Consider the following 14,196-nt stretch of genomic DNA (forward strand, 5'->3'; position numbering starts at 1 on the left):
CATGTAGCGTGTGGGTGCCGCCAACTGGCGTACTGCCAGCCATCCACCCGCGTACCGTCCTCAGGAGTCCGTCATGGCCGTTCCCAAGCGGAAGATGTCCCGCAGCAACACCCGTCACCGCCGCGCCCAGTGGAAGGCCACGACGCCCCAGCTGGCCCCGGTCGTCGTGGACGGCGCCCGGATCATGGTCCCGCAGCGCCTGGTCAGGGCGTACGAGCGCGGGCTGCTCCGCCCCTAGGACTGACGGGACGTTTCGGATCCCCGGGGCTCAGGCCGGATAGGCGTGCGTCTGCGTCGCCTTCACCGTCGCCCAGACCGGGGCGCCCGGCCGCAGGTCGAGTTCGGCCGCCGCGACGGTGGTCAGGTCGGCGGCGAGCGGGAGTTCGCCGGTGAGGTCCGCGCGGATCTGGTCGCCGTGGGTCTCCAGCCCGGCGACCTCGCACCGCCACAGGTTCCGCGCGCTGGCACCGGTGGGACGGTCCCGGTACAGCGTCACCGCGCCGGGCGGGAACGCCACGAACACCGGTCCCGTCAGGTCCTCGGTCGTGGTGATCGACGGGCCCGCGTCGAGCCGGACGGTGTGGCCGTCGGCCCGGCCCCGGTAGAGGTTGAGCCCGACCAGCTGGGCGATGTAGTCGGTACGCGGCCGGCGCGCGATGTCCGACGGGGCGCCGTCCTGCACCACCCGCCCGTCCTCGACCACGACCAGCCGGTCCGCGAGCACCATCGCGTCCAGCGGATCGTGCGTGACCAGTACGGCGACGGCCTCGAAGTCGGCCAGGTGGCGCCGGAGCTGGGCCCGTACGTCGAGGCGGGTGCGGGCGTCCAGCGCGGCGAGCGGCTCGTCGAGCAGGAGCAGCCGGGGCCGGGTGGCCAGCGCGCGGGCGAGGGCGACACGCTGGGCCTGTCCGCCGGAGAGCCGCCGCGGCTTGGCGCCCGCCCGGTCGGCGAGGCCCATCCGGTCCAGCCACTCGGCGGCCACTTCCCTGGCCGCCGCCTTCGACAGGCCCTGGCAGCGCGGCCCGAAGGCGACGTTGTCCAGCGCGGACAGGTGCGGGAAGAGCAGGTAGTCCTGGAAGACGACGCCGACCGGGCGTGACTCGGGCGGCGTGCGGTCCAGCGCCGTACCGTCCAGGCGCAGCCGGCCGCCGTCGGAGAGCGGGGTGAGTCCGGCGAGCGCGCGCAGGGCGGTGGTCTTGCCGGCGCCGTTCGGGCCGAGGAGCGCGACGACGTCCCCTGGCGCGGCGGTCAGTCCGACGTCGAGGTGGAAGGAGCCGCGGTCGACGACGAGCCGGGCGTCGAGCCCTGCGGAGGAGTCTTCGGCGCGGGCGGTGTCCGCCGCGGTCGCGGTCTTTCCGGCGTGCGTCATCGGCCCGCGCTTTCCGTCGTACCGGTCGTCGTCCTGCCGGTCGTCGTCCTGCCGGTCGTGTTCCTGCCGGTCGTGGTCATGATGCCGTCATCCAGCGGTCCCGCAGCCCGGCGAGTACGGCGATCGACACGGTCAGCAGTACCAGGCTGAGGGCGATCGCGGCGGCCGGGTCGTTCTGCAGGGCGAGGTAGACGGCCAGCGGCATGGTCTGCGTACGGCCGGGGAAGTTGCCCGCGAACGTGATCGTCGCGCCGAACTCGCCGAGCGCACGCGCCCACGCCAGGACGGCGCCCGCCGCGATCCCCGGGGCGATCAGCGGCAGTGTGACCCGGCGGAACGCGGTGAAGCGGGAGGCGCCCAGCGTGGTGGCGGCCTCCTCGTACCGGGGATCGGCGGCCCGCAGGGTGCCCTCCACGCTGATGACGAGGAACGGCATCGCCACGAACGTCTCCGCCACGACCACGCCCGCCGTGGTGAACGGCAGCGTGATCCCGAAGGCGGAGTCGAGCCACTGGCCGACGACGCCGTTGCGGCCGAGGGCGAGGAGCAGCGCCACACCGCCCACCACCGGCGGCAGGACGAGCGGGAGCGTCACCAGGGCCCGGACGAAGCCGCGGCCCGGGAAGTCGGTGCGCGCCAGGACCCAGGCGAGCGGCACGCCGAGGACCATGCTCGCGGCGGTGGCGGCCGTGGCCGACAGCAGGGAGAGCTGGAGCGCCTGCCAGACCTCCGTACTGGTGAGCTGGTCCGGCAGGCTGCGCCACGGGGCCCGCACGAGCAGGGCGATCAGCGGCAGCAGCAGGAACGCCAGGCCGGCGAGGGCGGGCAGCAGCAGCGGGAGCGGCACCCGGCCCCGGCGCCCGAGCGAGCCCCGACCACGACCCCGGTCCCGTACCCGGACGGGGGTGCGGGACCGGGAGCTCGTCGGCTCGGTGTGCTCCGGGGCGGGACGGGTCACGGCTTGAGGAAGCCGGCGGCCGTCAGTACCTTCTGGCCGTCCGCCGAGCGCACCAGCTCGATGAAGGCCGCGGCCGCGTCCGGGTTCTCCGAGTCCTTGAGGCGGACGATCGGGTAGTCGTTGACGGCCTCGGAGGACTCGGGGAAGTTCACGCCCTCCACCTTGTCACCCGCCGCCTTCACGTCCGTCTGGTAGACGACGGCGGCGTCCGCCTCCTTCAGCACGACCTTGTTCAGGGCGCTCTTGACGTCCTGCTCGTACGAGACGGGGGTCAGCTTCAGGCCGCTCGCCTTCAGCGCCGTCTGCGCGGCGGCACCGCACGGGACCGTCTTGTCGCACAGGACGACCTTGAGGTCGGAGTCGGTGAGGTCCTTGAGGGAGGCGACCTTGTCGGGGTTGCCCGGCAGGGTGGCGATCTCCAGCTGGTTGCGTACGAAGGTCGACGGGGTGCCGTCCGCGTCGCCCGCGTCCGTCACGGTGGCCATCGTCTTGGGGCTGGCGGCGGCGAAGACGTCGGCCGGGGCGCCGCCGGTGATGCCGGCGGCGAGGGTGTCGCTGCCGCCGAAGTTGAAGCTGACCTTCGTACCGGGGTGCGCCTTCTCGAACTGCTTCCCCAGCGTCGTGAAGGACTCCTTGAGCGAGGCGGCGGCGAAGACGGTCACCTCGCCCGAGAGTTCGTCGGACTTCGCCGAGGCGTCCGACGACTTCGAGGCGCCGGAGTCCGCGTCGGAGTCGGAGGACGAGCAGGCGCTCAGGGCGAGCAGTGCGGCGGCGCTCGCACCGGCCACCTGGAGGGTGCGGCGGGCACGGCGGGTCCGGCGCGCGGTACGGGTTGTCACGGGTGCACTCCCTTGGACGCTGCTGGGCATACGCCGATCATACTTCCGCATATGCAAGGCGTAAGTCTCTAGTCGCATCGCATGAGCCGGGTGATCGCCGGGGGTGCGTACGCATGTGCGTTGCTACGGAGTTGCGGGCCCGGGGTGCTCGTCCGTGCTCCTGGTCCGGTCGCGCCGGGGCGCTGTGCGCGGTCGAAGTGCACGTTGCCGGGGCGCTACGCGCGGTCGATGTGCACGTTGGTGGACTTGACGCGGGCGGTGGCCTCCACGCCCACCTCCAGGCCCAGTTCCTCGACGGCCTCCCGGGTCAGCAGGGAGACCAGCCGGTGGGGGCCCGCCTGGATCTCCACCTGGGCGGCGACGTCGCCGAGCTTGACGGCGGTGACAATGCCGGGGAACGCGTTGCGCACGGAGGTGCGGGAGGTCTCCTCCTCCGCCTCACCGGTCTTGGCGAGTTCGACCGAGAACGCCGCCAGGGCCCGTCCGTCGATGAGCCGCCGGCCCCCCTCGTCGCGATGGGTGGCGACCCGGCCGGCGTCCGCCCAGCGCCGCGCGGTGTCCGGGCTCACGCCGAGCAGACGGGCCGCCTGCCCGATGGTGTAAGACTGCATGCGCGCCAAGGTATGCGCCAAAAGCTGGCATATGCAAGGAAACTGAGCGGGGTGCTGCGGGTGCGACGGGGTGTGACTTGATGCTACGGACCTGCCGGGTGCCGCCGGCGGTGCTGCGCGTGTTGCTGGGCGCCGCATATGACGCTGTCAGTATGCCGCTGTCAGTAAAGGGCCCCTTTTCGGACGGGCGGAGTAGGGTAAAAAGCCACAGTGCGGGAGCGGTAATCGGCACGTCGGCCGACGGCCGTCCGTACTGCGGCGGAGCGCCGCTCCCCACACCGTGACGAGCACGAACCGCGACGCGAGACGCGCGCCGCGCGGCACTTGAGGACAGCCCGAGACCCCGGCCTGATTTCACCGTGAAGGGCGCCTCCATGGCCACCGCACTTCAGCCCGTAGCCCGACTCCGGCTGGCACCCCCCAGTTCCGTGCCGCGCCCCATCGACGGGGCGTGGTGGCCCCGCTCGCGCGATCTGCTGGTCGAACTTCCGCTGCTGCTCAGCGGGTTGCCGGCCGAGTGGGGAGAGATCACGGGCGTCACCGTCAGCGCGGAGCTGTGGTCGGAAGGGCCCGGACGGCTGTACGTCGCCGACCATGTCGTACGGCTGCGGGGCTCCTCCGGAGCGCAGGGCCGGCACACCATCTGCCTGGTCAGCCAGGGCCGGGGCCGCTGGGACCTGCTGGTGATACCACCGGAGGCGACGGCGGCGGACGCCGAACCCCTGATGGAGGCGGCGGCGTCGGGCACGGGGTGAGCCCGTGGACGCCGACATGGCGAACGCCGGTGCGGTGGCCGTCGGTGCCGTGACCGACCGCCGGTCCGGAACCCGTACCGGCGTCCGCCGCGGCGTGTTCCGGCGGTGCGGTGGGGCGGGTGGGGTGGTGGCGTCCGGGGGGCCGGTACTGCCGTACTTCGGGGTCTCGCGGGGCTGTCCACGTCTGCCCGGCTCACCTAGGCTCGGTCACGCGGGACTCGTCGTCGAGCCCGCCACCGTCGCGAAGCCGCGGTCGCGGCTTCCCGCGCCCCAGGTCCCCGGGTGCCGGCGCCCCCGGACCCCTGGGCGTCACGTCGAGACCACAGTCGTCCGGCGTATCCCTGTCCGGGCCGCCGCCCCGTGCCGCGTCCGGACTCCGAGCCTCCGTCCCCGTCGCAGCCCGCTCCGGTGCACTCCCGCGCGCCCGGCGGGCCGATGCGGGACCACCTGCCCTGAACAACGCCGGCCGGGGGGCGGCGCTCCAGGGCGACGCGGCCGCCGCCGGTGCACGCACCACCGGCGGCGGCCGCCGTGCCGACGGGCCACCGGGCCCGGGGCCACCGCGCCATCAGGCCGCCGCGCCGTTGCGCCCCCGCCCCTCCCCGGACCTGCGGCGCACCCGTAGCGGCAGGCCCTAGTACCGTGCGGAGCGGCCAAGGAATCACGTTGCCGTGCAGTGTCCCGTCACGGGGCCGTGTATCGCGCGTCCCGTACAGGAACGGAACATGTCCAGCTCTCCCACCACTCCCTCCGTCTCTTCCTCCACCGCATCCGAGGTTCCGTCCGTGCTCCCGGCGGGGCCCGTGGACGTCCGGCTGATCGTCACCGACATGGACGGCACGCTGCTGGACGGTGACGGGCGGATACCCGACGGGCTGTGGCCCGTACTTGACGAACTCCGGCGGCGCGGGGTGCTCTTCAGCCCCGCGAGCGGGCGGCAGTACGCCACGCTGGAGCGGCAGTTCGCGCGGGCGCGGGACGGCATGGTCTTCATCGCGGAGAACGGCACCTACGTCGTACGGGACGGGGCGGAGCTCAGCGCCGACCCGCTGGACCCCGCCGTAGCCGCCCGGATCGTCGCGACCGCGCGAGGGCTCGCGGCCGGGGGCACCGACCTGGGCGCGGTCGTCTGCGGCAAGCGGTCCGCCTACGTGGAGCGGACCGACGAGGCGTTCCTGGCGGAGGCGCGCAAGTACTACGCCCGGCTGGAGACCGTGCCGGACGTCACCGCCGTGGACGACGAGATCATCAAGGTGGCGCTCTTCGACTTCGGCCCCGCCGAACTGACCACCGCCCCGGCCCTGGAGTCCTTCACGGAGACCCACCAGGTCGTCGTCTCCGGACAGCACTGGGTCGACGTCATGAACCGCACCGCCGACAAGGGCGCGGCGGTCCGCAGGCTCCAGCGCGACCTGGGCATCACGCCCGCCCAGACCCTCGTCTTCGGCGACTACCTCAACGACCTGGAGATGCTCGACACCGCGGACTGGTCCTTCGCCATGGCGGGCGCCCACCCGGCGGTCCTCGACCGCGCCCGCTACGTGGCCCCCGCCCACACCGAGAACGGCGTGCTGCGCGTCATCGCCCGCCTGCTGGACCTGCCCGCGGAGCCCGCCGCCGGCTGAGGCGGAACGACGGAACGACCAGGCCGGTACGGTCCCGAAGGACCGTACCGGCCTGGTCGTCGTGGCTACGAGCCGTTACGCGCCGGTGATCACGCGACGTCGAACCGGTCCAGGTCCATCACCTTGCTCCACGCCGCGGCGAAGTCCTTGGCGAACTTCTCCTTCGCGTCGTCGCTCGCGTAGACCTCGGCGACCGCGCGCAGCTCGGAGTTGGAGCCGAAGACCAGGTCGGCGCGGGTGCCGGTCCACTTGACCTCGCCGGTGGCGCGGTCGCGGCCCTCGAACGCGGTCTGGTCCTCGGAGGTCGAGGACCACGCGGTCTCCATGTCGAGCAGGTTGACGAAGTAGTCGTTCGTCAGGGTGCCCGGGGCGTCGGTGAGGACGCCCGTCTTCGAGGCGTCGTAGTTGGCGCCGAGCACGCGCAGGCCGCCGACCAGGACGGTCATCTCGGGGGCGCTGAGCGTGAGCAGGTTGGCGCGGTCGATGAGCAGGTACTCGGCGGGGAGCCGGTTGCCCTTGCCCAGGTAGTTGCGGAAGCCGTCGGCCGCGGGCTCCAGGGCGGCGAAGGACTCCGCGTCGGTGTGCTCGTCGGTCGCGTCGACGCGGCCCGGGGTGAAGGGCACCTCGATGTCGAGACCGGCGTCCTTGGCGGCCTTCTCCACGGCCGCGGAGCCGCCGAGCACGATCAGGTCGGCGATCGAGACCTTGCGGTCGGAGGAGGCGTTGAACTCCTCCTTGACGTTCTCCAGGGTGCGCAGGACCAGGGCGAGCTGGTCGGGGTTGTTGACCTCCCAGCCCTTCTGCGGCTCCAGGCGGATCCGGGCGCCGTTGGCGCCGCCGCGCTTGTCGCTGCCGCGGTAGGTGGAGGCCGAGGCCCACGCGGTGGAGACGAGCTGCGAGACGGTCAGGCCCGAGTCGAGCAGCTTGGCCTTGAGGGCGGAGATGTCACCGGCGTCGATGACCTCGCCCTCGCGCGCCGGCAGCGGGTCCTGCCACAGCAGCGTCTCCTCGGGGACCTCCGCGCCGAGGTACAGCGACTTCGGGCCCATGTCGCGGTGGGTCAGCTTGAACCAGGCGCGGGCGAACGCGTCCGCGAACTCCTCCGGGTTCTGCCAGTAGCGGCGGGAGATCTGCTCGTAGACCGGGTCGAAGCGGAGCGCCAGGTCGGCGGTGAGCATCGACGGGGCGATCTTCTTCGAGGCGTCGTGGGCGTGCGGGACGGTGCCCTCGCCCGCGCCGTCCTTCGGCTTCCACTGCTTGGCGCCGGCCGGGCTCTCGGTCAGCTCCCACTCGTAGCCGAAGAGGTTCTCGAAGAAGCCCATGCTCCACCGGGTGGGCGTGGTGGTCCAGGTGACCTCGAGGCCGGAGGTGATGGCGTCCGCGCCCACACCGGTGCCGTACGAGTTCTTCCAGCCGAGGCCCTGCTCCTCGAAGCCGGCGGCCTCGGGGTCGTCGCCGACGCTCTCGGCCGGTCCCGCGCCGTGGGTCTTGCCGAAGGTGTGGCCGCCGGCGATCAGCGCGACGGTCTCCTCGTCGTTCATCGCCATGCGGCGGAACGTCTCGCGGATGTCGCGGGCGGAGGCCAGCGGGTCCGGGTTGCCGTTGGGGCCCTCGGGGTTGACGTAGATCAGGCCCATCTGGACGGCGCCGAGCGGGTTCTCCAGCTCACGGTCGCCGGTGTAGCGCTCGTCGCCGAGCCAGGTGGTCTCGGGGCCCCAGTAGACGTCCTCCTCGGCCTCCCAGACGTCCTCGCGGCCGCCGGCGAAGCCGAAGGTCTTCGCGCCCATCGTCTCCAGGGCGACATTGCCGGTGAGGATCATGAGGTCGGCCCACGAGATGGCCTTGCCGTACTTCTTCTTGACCGGCCACAGCAGGCGGCGGGCCTTGTCCAGGTTGCCGTTGTCCGGCCAGCTGTTGAGCGGGGCGAAGCGCTGCTGACCGGCGCCGGCGCCGCCGCGGCCGTCGCTGATCCGGTAGGTGCCGGCGCTGTGCCAGGCCATGCGGATCATCAGCGGGCCGTAGTTGCCGAAGTCGGCCGGCCACCAGTCCTTGGAGTCCGTCAGGACCTCGGCGATGTCCTGCTTGACCGCCGCGAGGTCCAGGGCCTGGAACGCCTCGGCGTAGTCGAAGCCGTCGTCCATGGGGTTGGCCACGGGCTGGTTCTTGGCGAGGATCTTCAGGTTCAGCCGCTCCGGCCACCACTGGCGGTTCCCGCCGCCCTGGGTCGGGTGCGGGGCGCGCTCGGCGTGCGCCACCGGGCAGCCGCCCGCGCCCTCCGCGTCCGTTTTCGGATCGGTGACGATTGCGTCGTGGTTCTCAGTCATGGGAATCCTTCCGGACCGGGCCGATCGAGCGGGCCCGAGAACTGCGGGCGGTGGCGGAGCTGTTGAGGGACGGCACTGCTGTCGGGACACGCGGAGCACGGGCCCCCGGGGTCGGCGGACGCGCCGTACCACCGATGGGCGACGCCGGGCGGGTCCGCCCCGGTGCCGCTCCGTCCTGTGCTGTTCCGGTGGTCTCCTGTCCCTTGGCCAGTGCCGGATCCGATCCTACGATTGACAGAGTCCAAGTCAAGAAGTGAGCCAAACCTGCCAGAGACGTGAGGGTGAGCCGATATGAGTGACCTGCTGGAGCGGCTGCGGGGGCGCGGCTGGCGGATGACCGCCCAGCGGCGTGTCGTCGCCGAGGTGCTCGACGGTGACCACATCCATCTCACGGCCGACGAGGTGCACGCGGCGGCCGTGCGGCGGCTGCCCGAGATATCCCGGGCGACCGTCTACAACACGCTCGGCGAACTGGTCACCCTCGGCGAGGTGCTGGAGCTCTCCACCGAGGGCCGAGCCAAGCGCTACGACCCCAACGCGCGCCGCCCGCACCAGCATCTGGTCTGCTCCGGCTGCGGCACCATCCGCGACGTGCACCCCACCGGGAACCCGCTGGCCGACCTCCCCGACGCGGAGCGCTTCGGCTACACGGTCTCGGCGGCCGAGGTCACCTACCGGGGGCTTTGCCCGTCGTGTGCGTAGCCGCGGCGGGGTCAGGCTAGGCTCCTGCGCGTGTCACGGGTGAGGGCGGCGGCGCCGCGGGAGTACGCGCGGGCCGTGGCCGCGCGCTGGGACGCGCTGGGCGCGACGACGCGGGACGCGGTGGTCGTGCTGCTGCTCGTCCCGGTGGTCTACGCGCCGGTGACCGCGCCGCTGGGCGCGCAGCTCAGCGACCTGCCACGGCATCCGTACGACGTACCGGCCGTGCTGCTGAGCGTGGCCCTGTGGCTGCCGCTGGTGGTGCGGCGGCGGTGGCCCGGCGTCTGTCTCGCCCTGGTGGCCTGCGCGTTCGCCGCGCACGAACTGCTGGGCGGCCCGCAGACGCTCGCGACGGTCGGCCTGTACGCGGCGCTCTACGCCGCGGGCGCCCACGCGGCCCGCCCGCGCGGCCCGCGCCTCGCCCTCACGGCCGCCGCGGTCGTCGCGGGCTACCTGCTGTTCGCGTTCGGCCTCGACGCGCTGGACTCACCGCTCGGCCCCACCGACTACGTCCTCTTCGCCGTGATCCTGGCCGTCTGCTGGGGCGTCGGCAGGACCGTACGGGCGTGGCGGGACGCCGAGACGGACCGGCGGCGGCTCAGCGTGCAGGCGGCGACGGCGCGCGAACGGGCGCGTATCGCACGGGAGTTGCACGACGTGGTGACCCACCACGTGACCGCGATGGTGGTGCAGGCGGACGCCGCCCAGTTCCTGCTGGAGGGCGCGCCCGACAAGGTCGGCACCGGCCTGGAGGCGATCAGCTCCTCCGGCCGGAGCGCGCTGACCGACCTCCAGCACCTGCTCGGCGTCCTGAAGGCGGACGGCAGCCCGACCGGCGGGGACGACGGTGAGGGTGCTCCCGGCGGTGCGGCGCCGGACGCGGCCGAGCGCGCGCCGAGGCCCGGCAGCCTCGCCGAACTGGTCGAGCGGACCCGGGCCGCCGGGCAGCCCGTCGAGCTGACCGAGCGGGGGGAGCGGCGGGCGCTGGCCTCGGGCGTCGAACTGGCCGCGTACCGCGTCGTGCAGGAGGCGCTCACCAACGCGCTCAAGCACGCGCCCGGACACCGTACGGTCGTACAAGTCCAGTACGGCAAGCATGAGTTGGAGGTCGAGGTGGCCAACGACGGGGCGCCCGGCGCGGGCGGCGGCGGGGTGCGCAGGCCGCTCGGCCGGGGCGGCGGGCACGGGCTGATCGGGCTGCGCGAGCGCGTGAGCGTGTTCGGCGGCGAGCTGTCGGCGGGCGCGCGGCCCGGGGGCGGCTTCAGCGTGCGGGCGCGCATACCGTCCGGGAGGCCCGCATGACCTCCGCAGCGCACACGGAGAACGTGATCAGGGTGCTGGTCTGCGAGGACCAGGAACTCGTCCGGGCCGGCTACGTCACCATCTTCGGCGCGATGCCCGACCTGGAGGTCGTGGGCGAGGCCGCCGACGGGCGCACGGCGGTGGACGCCGCGCGGCGGCTGCGCCCGGACGTCGTCGTGATGGACATCCGGATGCCGCTGCTCGACGGCATCGAGGCGACCCGGCTGCTGGCCGGACCCGACGTCGCCGAGCCGGTGAAGGTCCTGGTGGTCACCACCTTCAACCTCGACGAGTACGTCTACGAGGCGCTGCGGGCCGGTGCCAGCGGGTTCCTGCTGAAGGATTCGCCGCCGCGCGAGCTGGTGGGCGGCATCCGCACCATCGCGGCGGGCGAGTCGCTGCTCGCGCCCGCCGTCACCCGGCAGCTCGTCGGCCGGTTCGCCGACCGGATCCGCCCGGACCGCCGCAGGCCCGGCGCGGCCGGGGCGCTGTCCGTGCTGGCCCCACGGGAGACCGAGGTGCTGAAGCTCATCGCCGAGGGGCTGTCGAACGCCGAGATCGCCGACCGGATGGTGCTGAGCCGCGAGACCGTCAAGACGTACGTGTCACGCATCCTGACCAAGCTCGACCTGCGCGACCGCGTGCAGGCGGTGGTCTTCGCCCACCGGACGGGGCTGGCCTCCGTACCGGACTGAGGACCGGCGGCGGGCGCGCCGGTCCCGCGTGGCGGGCGCGTGTCCCCCGCGAGAGCTACACGCGACTGTCCACCCCGGGGCGACGTTCCGAGATGCCCCCCGCTCATAGCGTTCACCACATCGCGGCGGCCACCGGGCCGCAGGGCGCCGGCAGGGAGGAACGTCATGTCGCCACAGGGCGCGCAGTCGCTGAAGGACCGGACCACGGAGCTGGTGCGGGAGCTGTTCTCGCAGGAGTCGCCGGGTGCGGGACGCCGGACGCCGCCCGCGTGGCTGCGGCCCGCGTGGGCACGGCTCGTGGCGATGGTCGTCGTCATGGCGGTGGTCCTGGCGTTCGGGGCCGGGGCGCGGGCGTCGGCGGGCACCAACCCGTTCCTCAACCTGGTGGCCGGCGCCCTCGTCGTGGCGGTCGCCCTGTCGGTGTACGCCGCGCTCGTACGGTTCCTGGAGCGGCGGCCCGTCACCGAACTGGCCCCCAAGGACGCGGCGTTGGGCCTGCGCACGGGCGTCGTCATCGGTCTCGGTCTCTTCACCGCCACCATCGCCCTGGTCGCCCTCTGCGCGGACTACGGCACGCACGGCGGGGTGTCGGTCGGCGGGGCGCTGGCCGTCCTCGGTCTGATGACGGGCGTCGCGGCCACCGAGGAACTGCTCTTCCGGGGCGTCGTCTTCCGGCTCCTGGAGGAGATGACCGGCACGCGGTGGGCGCTGGCGATCTCGACCGTCGCGTTCGGTGCCCTGCACCTGCTCAACCCCGGCGCCACGGTGTGGGGCGCGCTCGCCGTCGGCATCGAGGGCGGCCTGATGCTCGGCGCGGCCTACGCGGCCACCCGCAGCCTGTGGCTCCCGATCGGTCTCCACTTCGCCTGGAACTTCGCCGAGAGCGGCCTCTTCGGCACCACGGTCTCCGGCAACGAGGACGCCCAGACCGGTCTGGTGCAGGGCGTCGTGGACGGCCCCGCCGTGCTCACCGGGGGCGACTTCGGCCCTGAGGCCAGCCTCTTCGCCATCCTCGTCTGCCTCGTCCCGGCGGTCCTCTTCCTCCGCGCGGCGAAGCGGCGCGGAGACCTCCGCCCCCGGCGCGCAAGCAGCGCCCGCTGAACCCGTCACGACCTCTTTGACCAGCGCGGTTTCAGTCCCCGGAGTCCGGTTCCGGGGGCTGAAACCGCGCTGAAAGCGTTCTGAACCGCCGGAGCCGCAAGCTCTGCGGCATGACGACGACACCGCACGAACCCGCTATCGCAGTACAGGGGCTGCGCAAGTCCTACGGCGACAAGACCGTCCTCGACGGCATCGACTTCGAGGTGCCGGCCGGCACGGTCTTCTCCCTCCTCGGGCCGAACGGCGCGGGCAAGACCACCGCGGTCAACATCCTGTCCACCCTGATCTCCGCCGACGGCGGCCGGGCCCGGGTGGCCGGACACGACCTGACCGCCGAGGCCCAGGCCGTACGGGCCGCCATCGGGGTCACCGGACAGTTCTCCGCCGTGGACGGACTGATCACCGGCGAGGAGAACATGCTCCTGATGGCCGACCTGCACCACCTCTCCCGTAGCGAGGGCCGCCGGGTCACCGCCGAACTCCTCGAACGCTTCGACCTGACCGAGGCCGCGAAGAAGCCCGCCTCCACCTACTCCGGCGGCATGAAGCGCCGGCTCGACATCGCCATGACCCTGGTCGGCGGCCCGAGCGTCATCTTCCTCGACGAGCCGACCACCGGACTCGACCCGCGCTCCCGGCACACCATGTGGCAGATCATCCGCGAGCTGGTCTCCGGCGGTACCACCGTCTTCCTCACCACGCAGTACCTGGAGGAGGCCGACCAGCTCGCCGACCGCATCGCCGTCCTCGACGGCGGGCGGCTCGTCGCCCAGGGCACCGCCCAGGAGCTCAAGCGGATCGTCCCCGGCGGCCACGTACGGCTGCGCTTCTCCGACCCCGGCACCTACGAGCAGGCCGCGACCGCGCTGCGCGACGCCTCCCGGGACGACGAGGCGCTGTCCTTGCAGATCCCCAGCGACGGCAGCCAGCGCGAACTGCGGGCCATCCTCGACTGGCTGGACGCCGCCGGCATCGAGGCCGACGAGCTGTCCGTGCACACCCCCGATCTCGACGACGTGTTCTTCGCCCTGACCGCCGACGCCGCCCCCGCCCAGGCCCCCGCCGCCCACGCCCAGACCGAGGAGACCGTGTGATGAGCACCGCCACCTACGCCTTCCGCGACAGCCTGACGATGCTGCGCCGCAACCTGCTGCACGCCCGGCGCTACCCGTCGCTCACCCTGAACCTGCTGCTCACCCCGATCATGCTGCTGCTGCTCTTCGTGTACGTCTTCGGCGACACGATGAGCGCGGGCATCGGGGGCGGCACGCCGGACCGTTCCCTGTACGTCGCCTACATCGTCCCGGGCCTGCTGCTGATGACCATCGGCTCCACCGTGGTCGGGACCGCGGTCTCCGTCTCCAACGACATGACCGAGGGCATCATGGCCCGCTTCCGCACGATGGCGATCCACCGCGGCTCGGTGATCGTCGGGCACGTCATCGGCAGCGTGCTCCAGTCGATCGTCAGCGTGGTCCTCGTCGGCGCCGTCGGCGTGGCCATCGGCTTCCGCTCCACCGACGCCACGGTCCTGGAGTGGCTGGCCGCGTTCGGACTGCTCGTGCTGTTCGCCACGGCGCTCACCTGGATCGCGGTCGGCATGGGCCTGGTCAGCCCGAACGCCGAGGCCGCCAGCAACAACGCCACGCCGCTGATCCTGCTGCCGCTGCTGTCCAGTGCCTTCGTCCCGCTCGACACGATGCCGGGCTGGTTCCGGCCCATCGCCGAGTACCAGCCGTTCACGCCCGCCATCGAGACCCTGCGCGGTCTGCTGCTGGGCACGGAGATCGGCCACAACGGCTGGCTCGCCGTCGCCTGGTGCGTGGGCCTGACCGTCCTCGGCTACTTCTGGTCCAAGGCGCGCTTCGACCGCGAGCCGCGCCGGTGACAGCGGGCGGGAGCCGGCGGACGGAAAGCT

General features: G+C 72.9%; 14 protein-coding genes. 9 read left to right on the forward strand and 5 right to left on the reverse strand.

All coding sequences use genetic code 11. The features are described 5' to 3' along the window. Window positions 1-73 precede the first annotated feature (73 nt). Entirely contained in the window at window positions 74-238 is a 165-nt protein-coding gene (gene rpmF, locus ACFV6E_RS05505) for a 50S ribosomal protein L32 (RefSeq protein WP_385459524.1), read from the forward strand. A gap of 30 nt (window positions 239-268) precedes the next feature. Here rpmF and ACFV6E_RS05510 read toward each other — a convergent pair whose 3' ends face one another. From ACFV6E_RS05510 to ACFV6E_RS05525, 4 genes are all read right to left on the reverse strand, one after another. Beyond that, window positions 269-1,369 carry an ABC transporter ATP-binding protein gene (locus ACFV6E_RS05510; RefSeq protein ID WP_385161665.1) on the reverse strand — a complete coding sequence of 367 codons (1,101 nt, stop codon included), beginning with the start codon at window positions 1,367-1,369 and terminating at the stop codon, window positions 269-271. A 76-nt stretch (window positions 1,370-1,445) separates the two neighbouring features. Then, window positions 1,446-2,216, reverse strand: a complete 771-nt coding sequence (locus ACFV6E_RS05515; RefSeq protein WP_385459620.1) for an ABC transporter permease — start codon at window positions 2,214-2,216, stop codon at window positions 1,446-1,448. 107 nt (window positions 2,217-2,323) lie between these two features. Next, window positions 2,324-3,196 (reverse strand): molybdate ABC transporter substrate-binding protein, encoded by an 873-nt coding sequence (gene modA / locus ACFV6E_RS05520; RefSeq protein WP_385161667.1) that lies wholly within the window; start codon window positions 3,194-3,196, stop codon window positions 2,324-2,326. A gap of 185 nt (window positions 3,197-3,381) precedes the next feature. Then, complete coding sequence (locus ACFV6E_RS05525) at window positions 3,382-3,777, reverse strand: molybdopterin-binding protein (RefSeq protein ID WP_385161669.1); 396 nt, start codon at window positions 3,775-3,777, stop codon at window positions 3,382-3,384. 374 nt (window positions 3,778-4,151) lie between these two features. On the opposite strand from ACFV6E_RS05525, the gene ACFV6E_RS05530 reads away from it, so the two are divergent. Together ACFV6E_RS05530 and ACFV6E_RS05535 are read left to right on the forward strand one after the other, a co-directional pair. After that, entirely contained in the window at window positions 4,152-4,532 is a 381-nt protein-coding gene (locus tag ACFV6E_RS05530) for a DUF5994 family protein (protein WP_385161671.1), read from the forward strand. A gap of 725 nt (window positions 4,533-5,257) precedes the next feature. Beyond that, on the forward strand, window positions 5,258-6,157 hold the full coding sequence (locus tag ACFV6E_RS05535) for a Cof-type HAD-IIB family hydrolase (RefSeq protein ID WP_385459526.1): 900 nt from the start codon (window positions 5,258-5,260) through the stop codon (window positions 6,155-6,157). Window positions 6,158-6,246: 89 nt separating this feature from the next. Here the strand turns inward: ACFV6E_RS05535 and katG are convergent, their stop codons facing one another. Further along, the gene (gene katG, locus ACFV6E_RS05540; protein ID WP_385161675.1) at window positions 6,247-8,481 is read right to left on the reverse strand and encodes a catalase/peroxidase HPI; all 2,235 of its coding nucleotides are present in this window, start codon (window positions 8,479-8,481) and stop codon (window positions 6,247-6,249) included. A 291-nt stretch (window positions 8,482-8,772) separates the two neighbouring features. Between katG and ACFV6E_RS05545 the strand changes: the two genes are divergently transcribed. The 6 genes from ACFV6E_RS05545 to ACFV6E_RS05570 all read left to right on the forward strand — a co-directional run bounded on the left by ACFV6E_RS05545 (window position 8,773) and on the right by ACFV6E_RS05570 (window position 14,166). Next, on the forward strand, window positions 8,773-9,183 hold the full coding sequence (locus ACFV6E_RS05545) for a Fur family transcriptional regulator (RefSeq protein WP_385161677.1): 411 nt from the start codon (window positions 8,773-8,775) through the stop codon (window positions 9,181-9,183). A gap of 30 nt (window positions 9,184-9,213) precedes the next feature. Further along, a complete protein-coding gene (locus tag ACFV6E_RS05550) occupies window positions 9,214-10,482 on the forward strand; it encodes a sensor histidine kinase (RefSeq protein ID WP_385459528.1) in 1,269 nt (422 codons plus the stop codon). After that, on the forward strand, window positions 10,479-11,177 hold the full coding sequence (locus tag ACFV6E_RS05555) for a response regulator (RefSeq protein WP_385161681.1): 699 nt from the start codon (window positions 10,479-10,481) through the stop codon (window positions 11,175-11,177). The genes ACFV6E_RS05550 and ACFV6E_RS05555 overlap by 4 nt, the downstream gene beginning before the upstream one ends. A 165-nt stretch (window positions 11,178-11,342) precedes the next feature. Next, window positions 11,343-12,278 carry a CPBP family intramembrane glutamic endopeptidase gene (locus ACFV6E_RS05560; RefSeq protein ID WP_385459530.1) on the forward strand — a complete coding sequence of 312 codons (936 nt, stop codon included), beginning with the start codon at window positions 11,343-11,345 and terminating at the stop codon, window positions 12,276-12,278. Between the two features lie 110 nt (window positions 12,279-12,388). Continuing rightward, complete coding sequence (locus tag ACFV6E_RS05565; protein ID WP_385459532.1) at window positions 12,389-13,372, forward strand: ATP-binding cassette domain-containing protein; 984 nt, start codon at window positions 12,389-12,391, stop codon at window positions 13,370-13,372. Further along, window positions 13,372-14,166 carry an ABC transporter permease gene (locus ACFV6E_RS05570; protein ID WP_385459534.1) on the forward strand — a complete coding sequence of 265 codons (795 nt, stop codon included), beginning with the start codon at window positions 13,372-13,374 and terminating at the stop codon, window positions 14,164-14,166. Before ACFV6E_RS05565 ends, ACFV6E_RS05570 begins: the two co-directional genes overlap by 1 nt. Window positions 14,167-14,196: the final 30 nt, after the last annotated feature.

Origin of the sequence: Streptomyces sp. NPDC059785, from assembly GCF_042732375.1 — a bacterium.
GTDB lineage: Bacteria > Actinomycetota > Actinomycetes > Streptomycetales > Streptomycetaceae > Streptomyces.

Bases quoted from the DNA above. Each gene is read 5' to 3' on its own strand.
- rpmF (WP_385459524.1), top strand. From the start codon at position 74: ATGGCCGTTCCCAAGCGGAAGATGTCCCGCAGCAACACCCGTCACCGC.
- ACFV6E_RS05510 (WP_385161665.1), bottom strand. From the start codon at position 1,369: ATGACGCACGCCGGAAAGACCGCGACCGCGGCGGACACCGCCCGCGCC.
- modA (WP_385161667.1), bottom strand. From the start codon at position 3,196: ATGCCCAGCAGCGTCCAAGGGAGTGCACCCGTGACAACCCGTACCGCG.
- ACFV6E_RS05525 (WP_385161669.1), bottom strand. From the start codon at position 3,777: ATGCAGTCTTACACCATCGGGCAGGCGGCCCGTCTGCTCGGCGTGAGC.
- ACFV6E_RS05530 (WP_385161671.1), top strand. From the start codon at position 4,152: ATGGCCACCGCACTTCAGCCCGTAGCCCGACTCCGGCTGGCACCCCCC.
- ACFV6E_RS05535 (WP_385459526.1), top strand. From the start codon at position 5,258: ATGTCCAGCTCTCCCACCACTCCCTCCGTCTCTTCCTCCACCGCATCC.
- katG (WP_385161675.1), bottom strand. From the start codon at position 8,481: ATGACTGAGAACCACGACGCAATCGTCACCGATCCGAAAACGGACGCG.
- ACFV6E_RS05545 (WP_385161677.1), top strand. From the start codon at position 8,773: ATGAGTGACCTGCTGGAGCGGCTGCGGGGGCGCGGCTGGCGGATGACC.
- ACFV6E_RS05555 (WP_385161681.1), top strand. From the start codon at position 10,479: ATGACCTCCGCAGCGCACACGGAGAACGTGATCAGGGTGCTGGTCTGC.
- ACFV6E_RS05560 (WP_385459530.1), top strand. From the start codon at position 11,343: ATGTCGCCACAGGGCGCGCAGTCGCTGAAGGACCGGACCACGGAGCTG.
- ACFV6E_RS05565 (WP_385459532.1), top strand. From the start codon at position 12,389: ATGACGACGACACCGCACGAACCCGCTATCGCAGTACAGGGGCTGCGC.
- ACFV6E_RS05570 (WP_385459534.1), top strand. From the start codon at position 13,372: ATGAGCACCGCCACCTACGCCTTCCGCGACAGCCTGACGATGCTGCGC.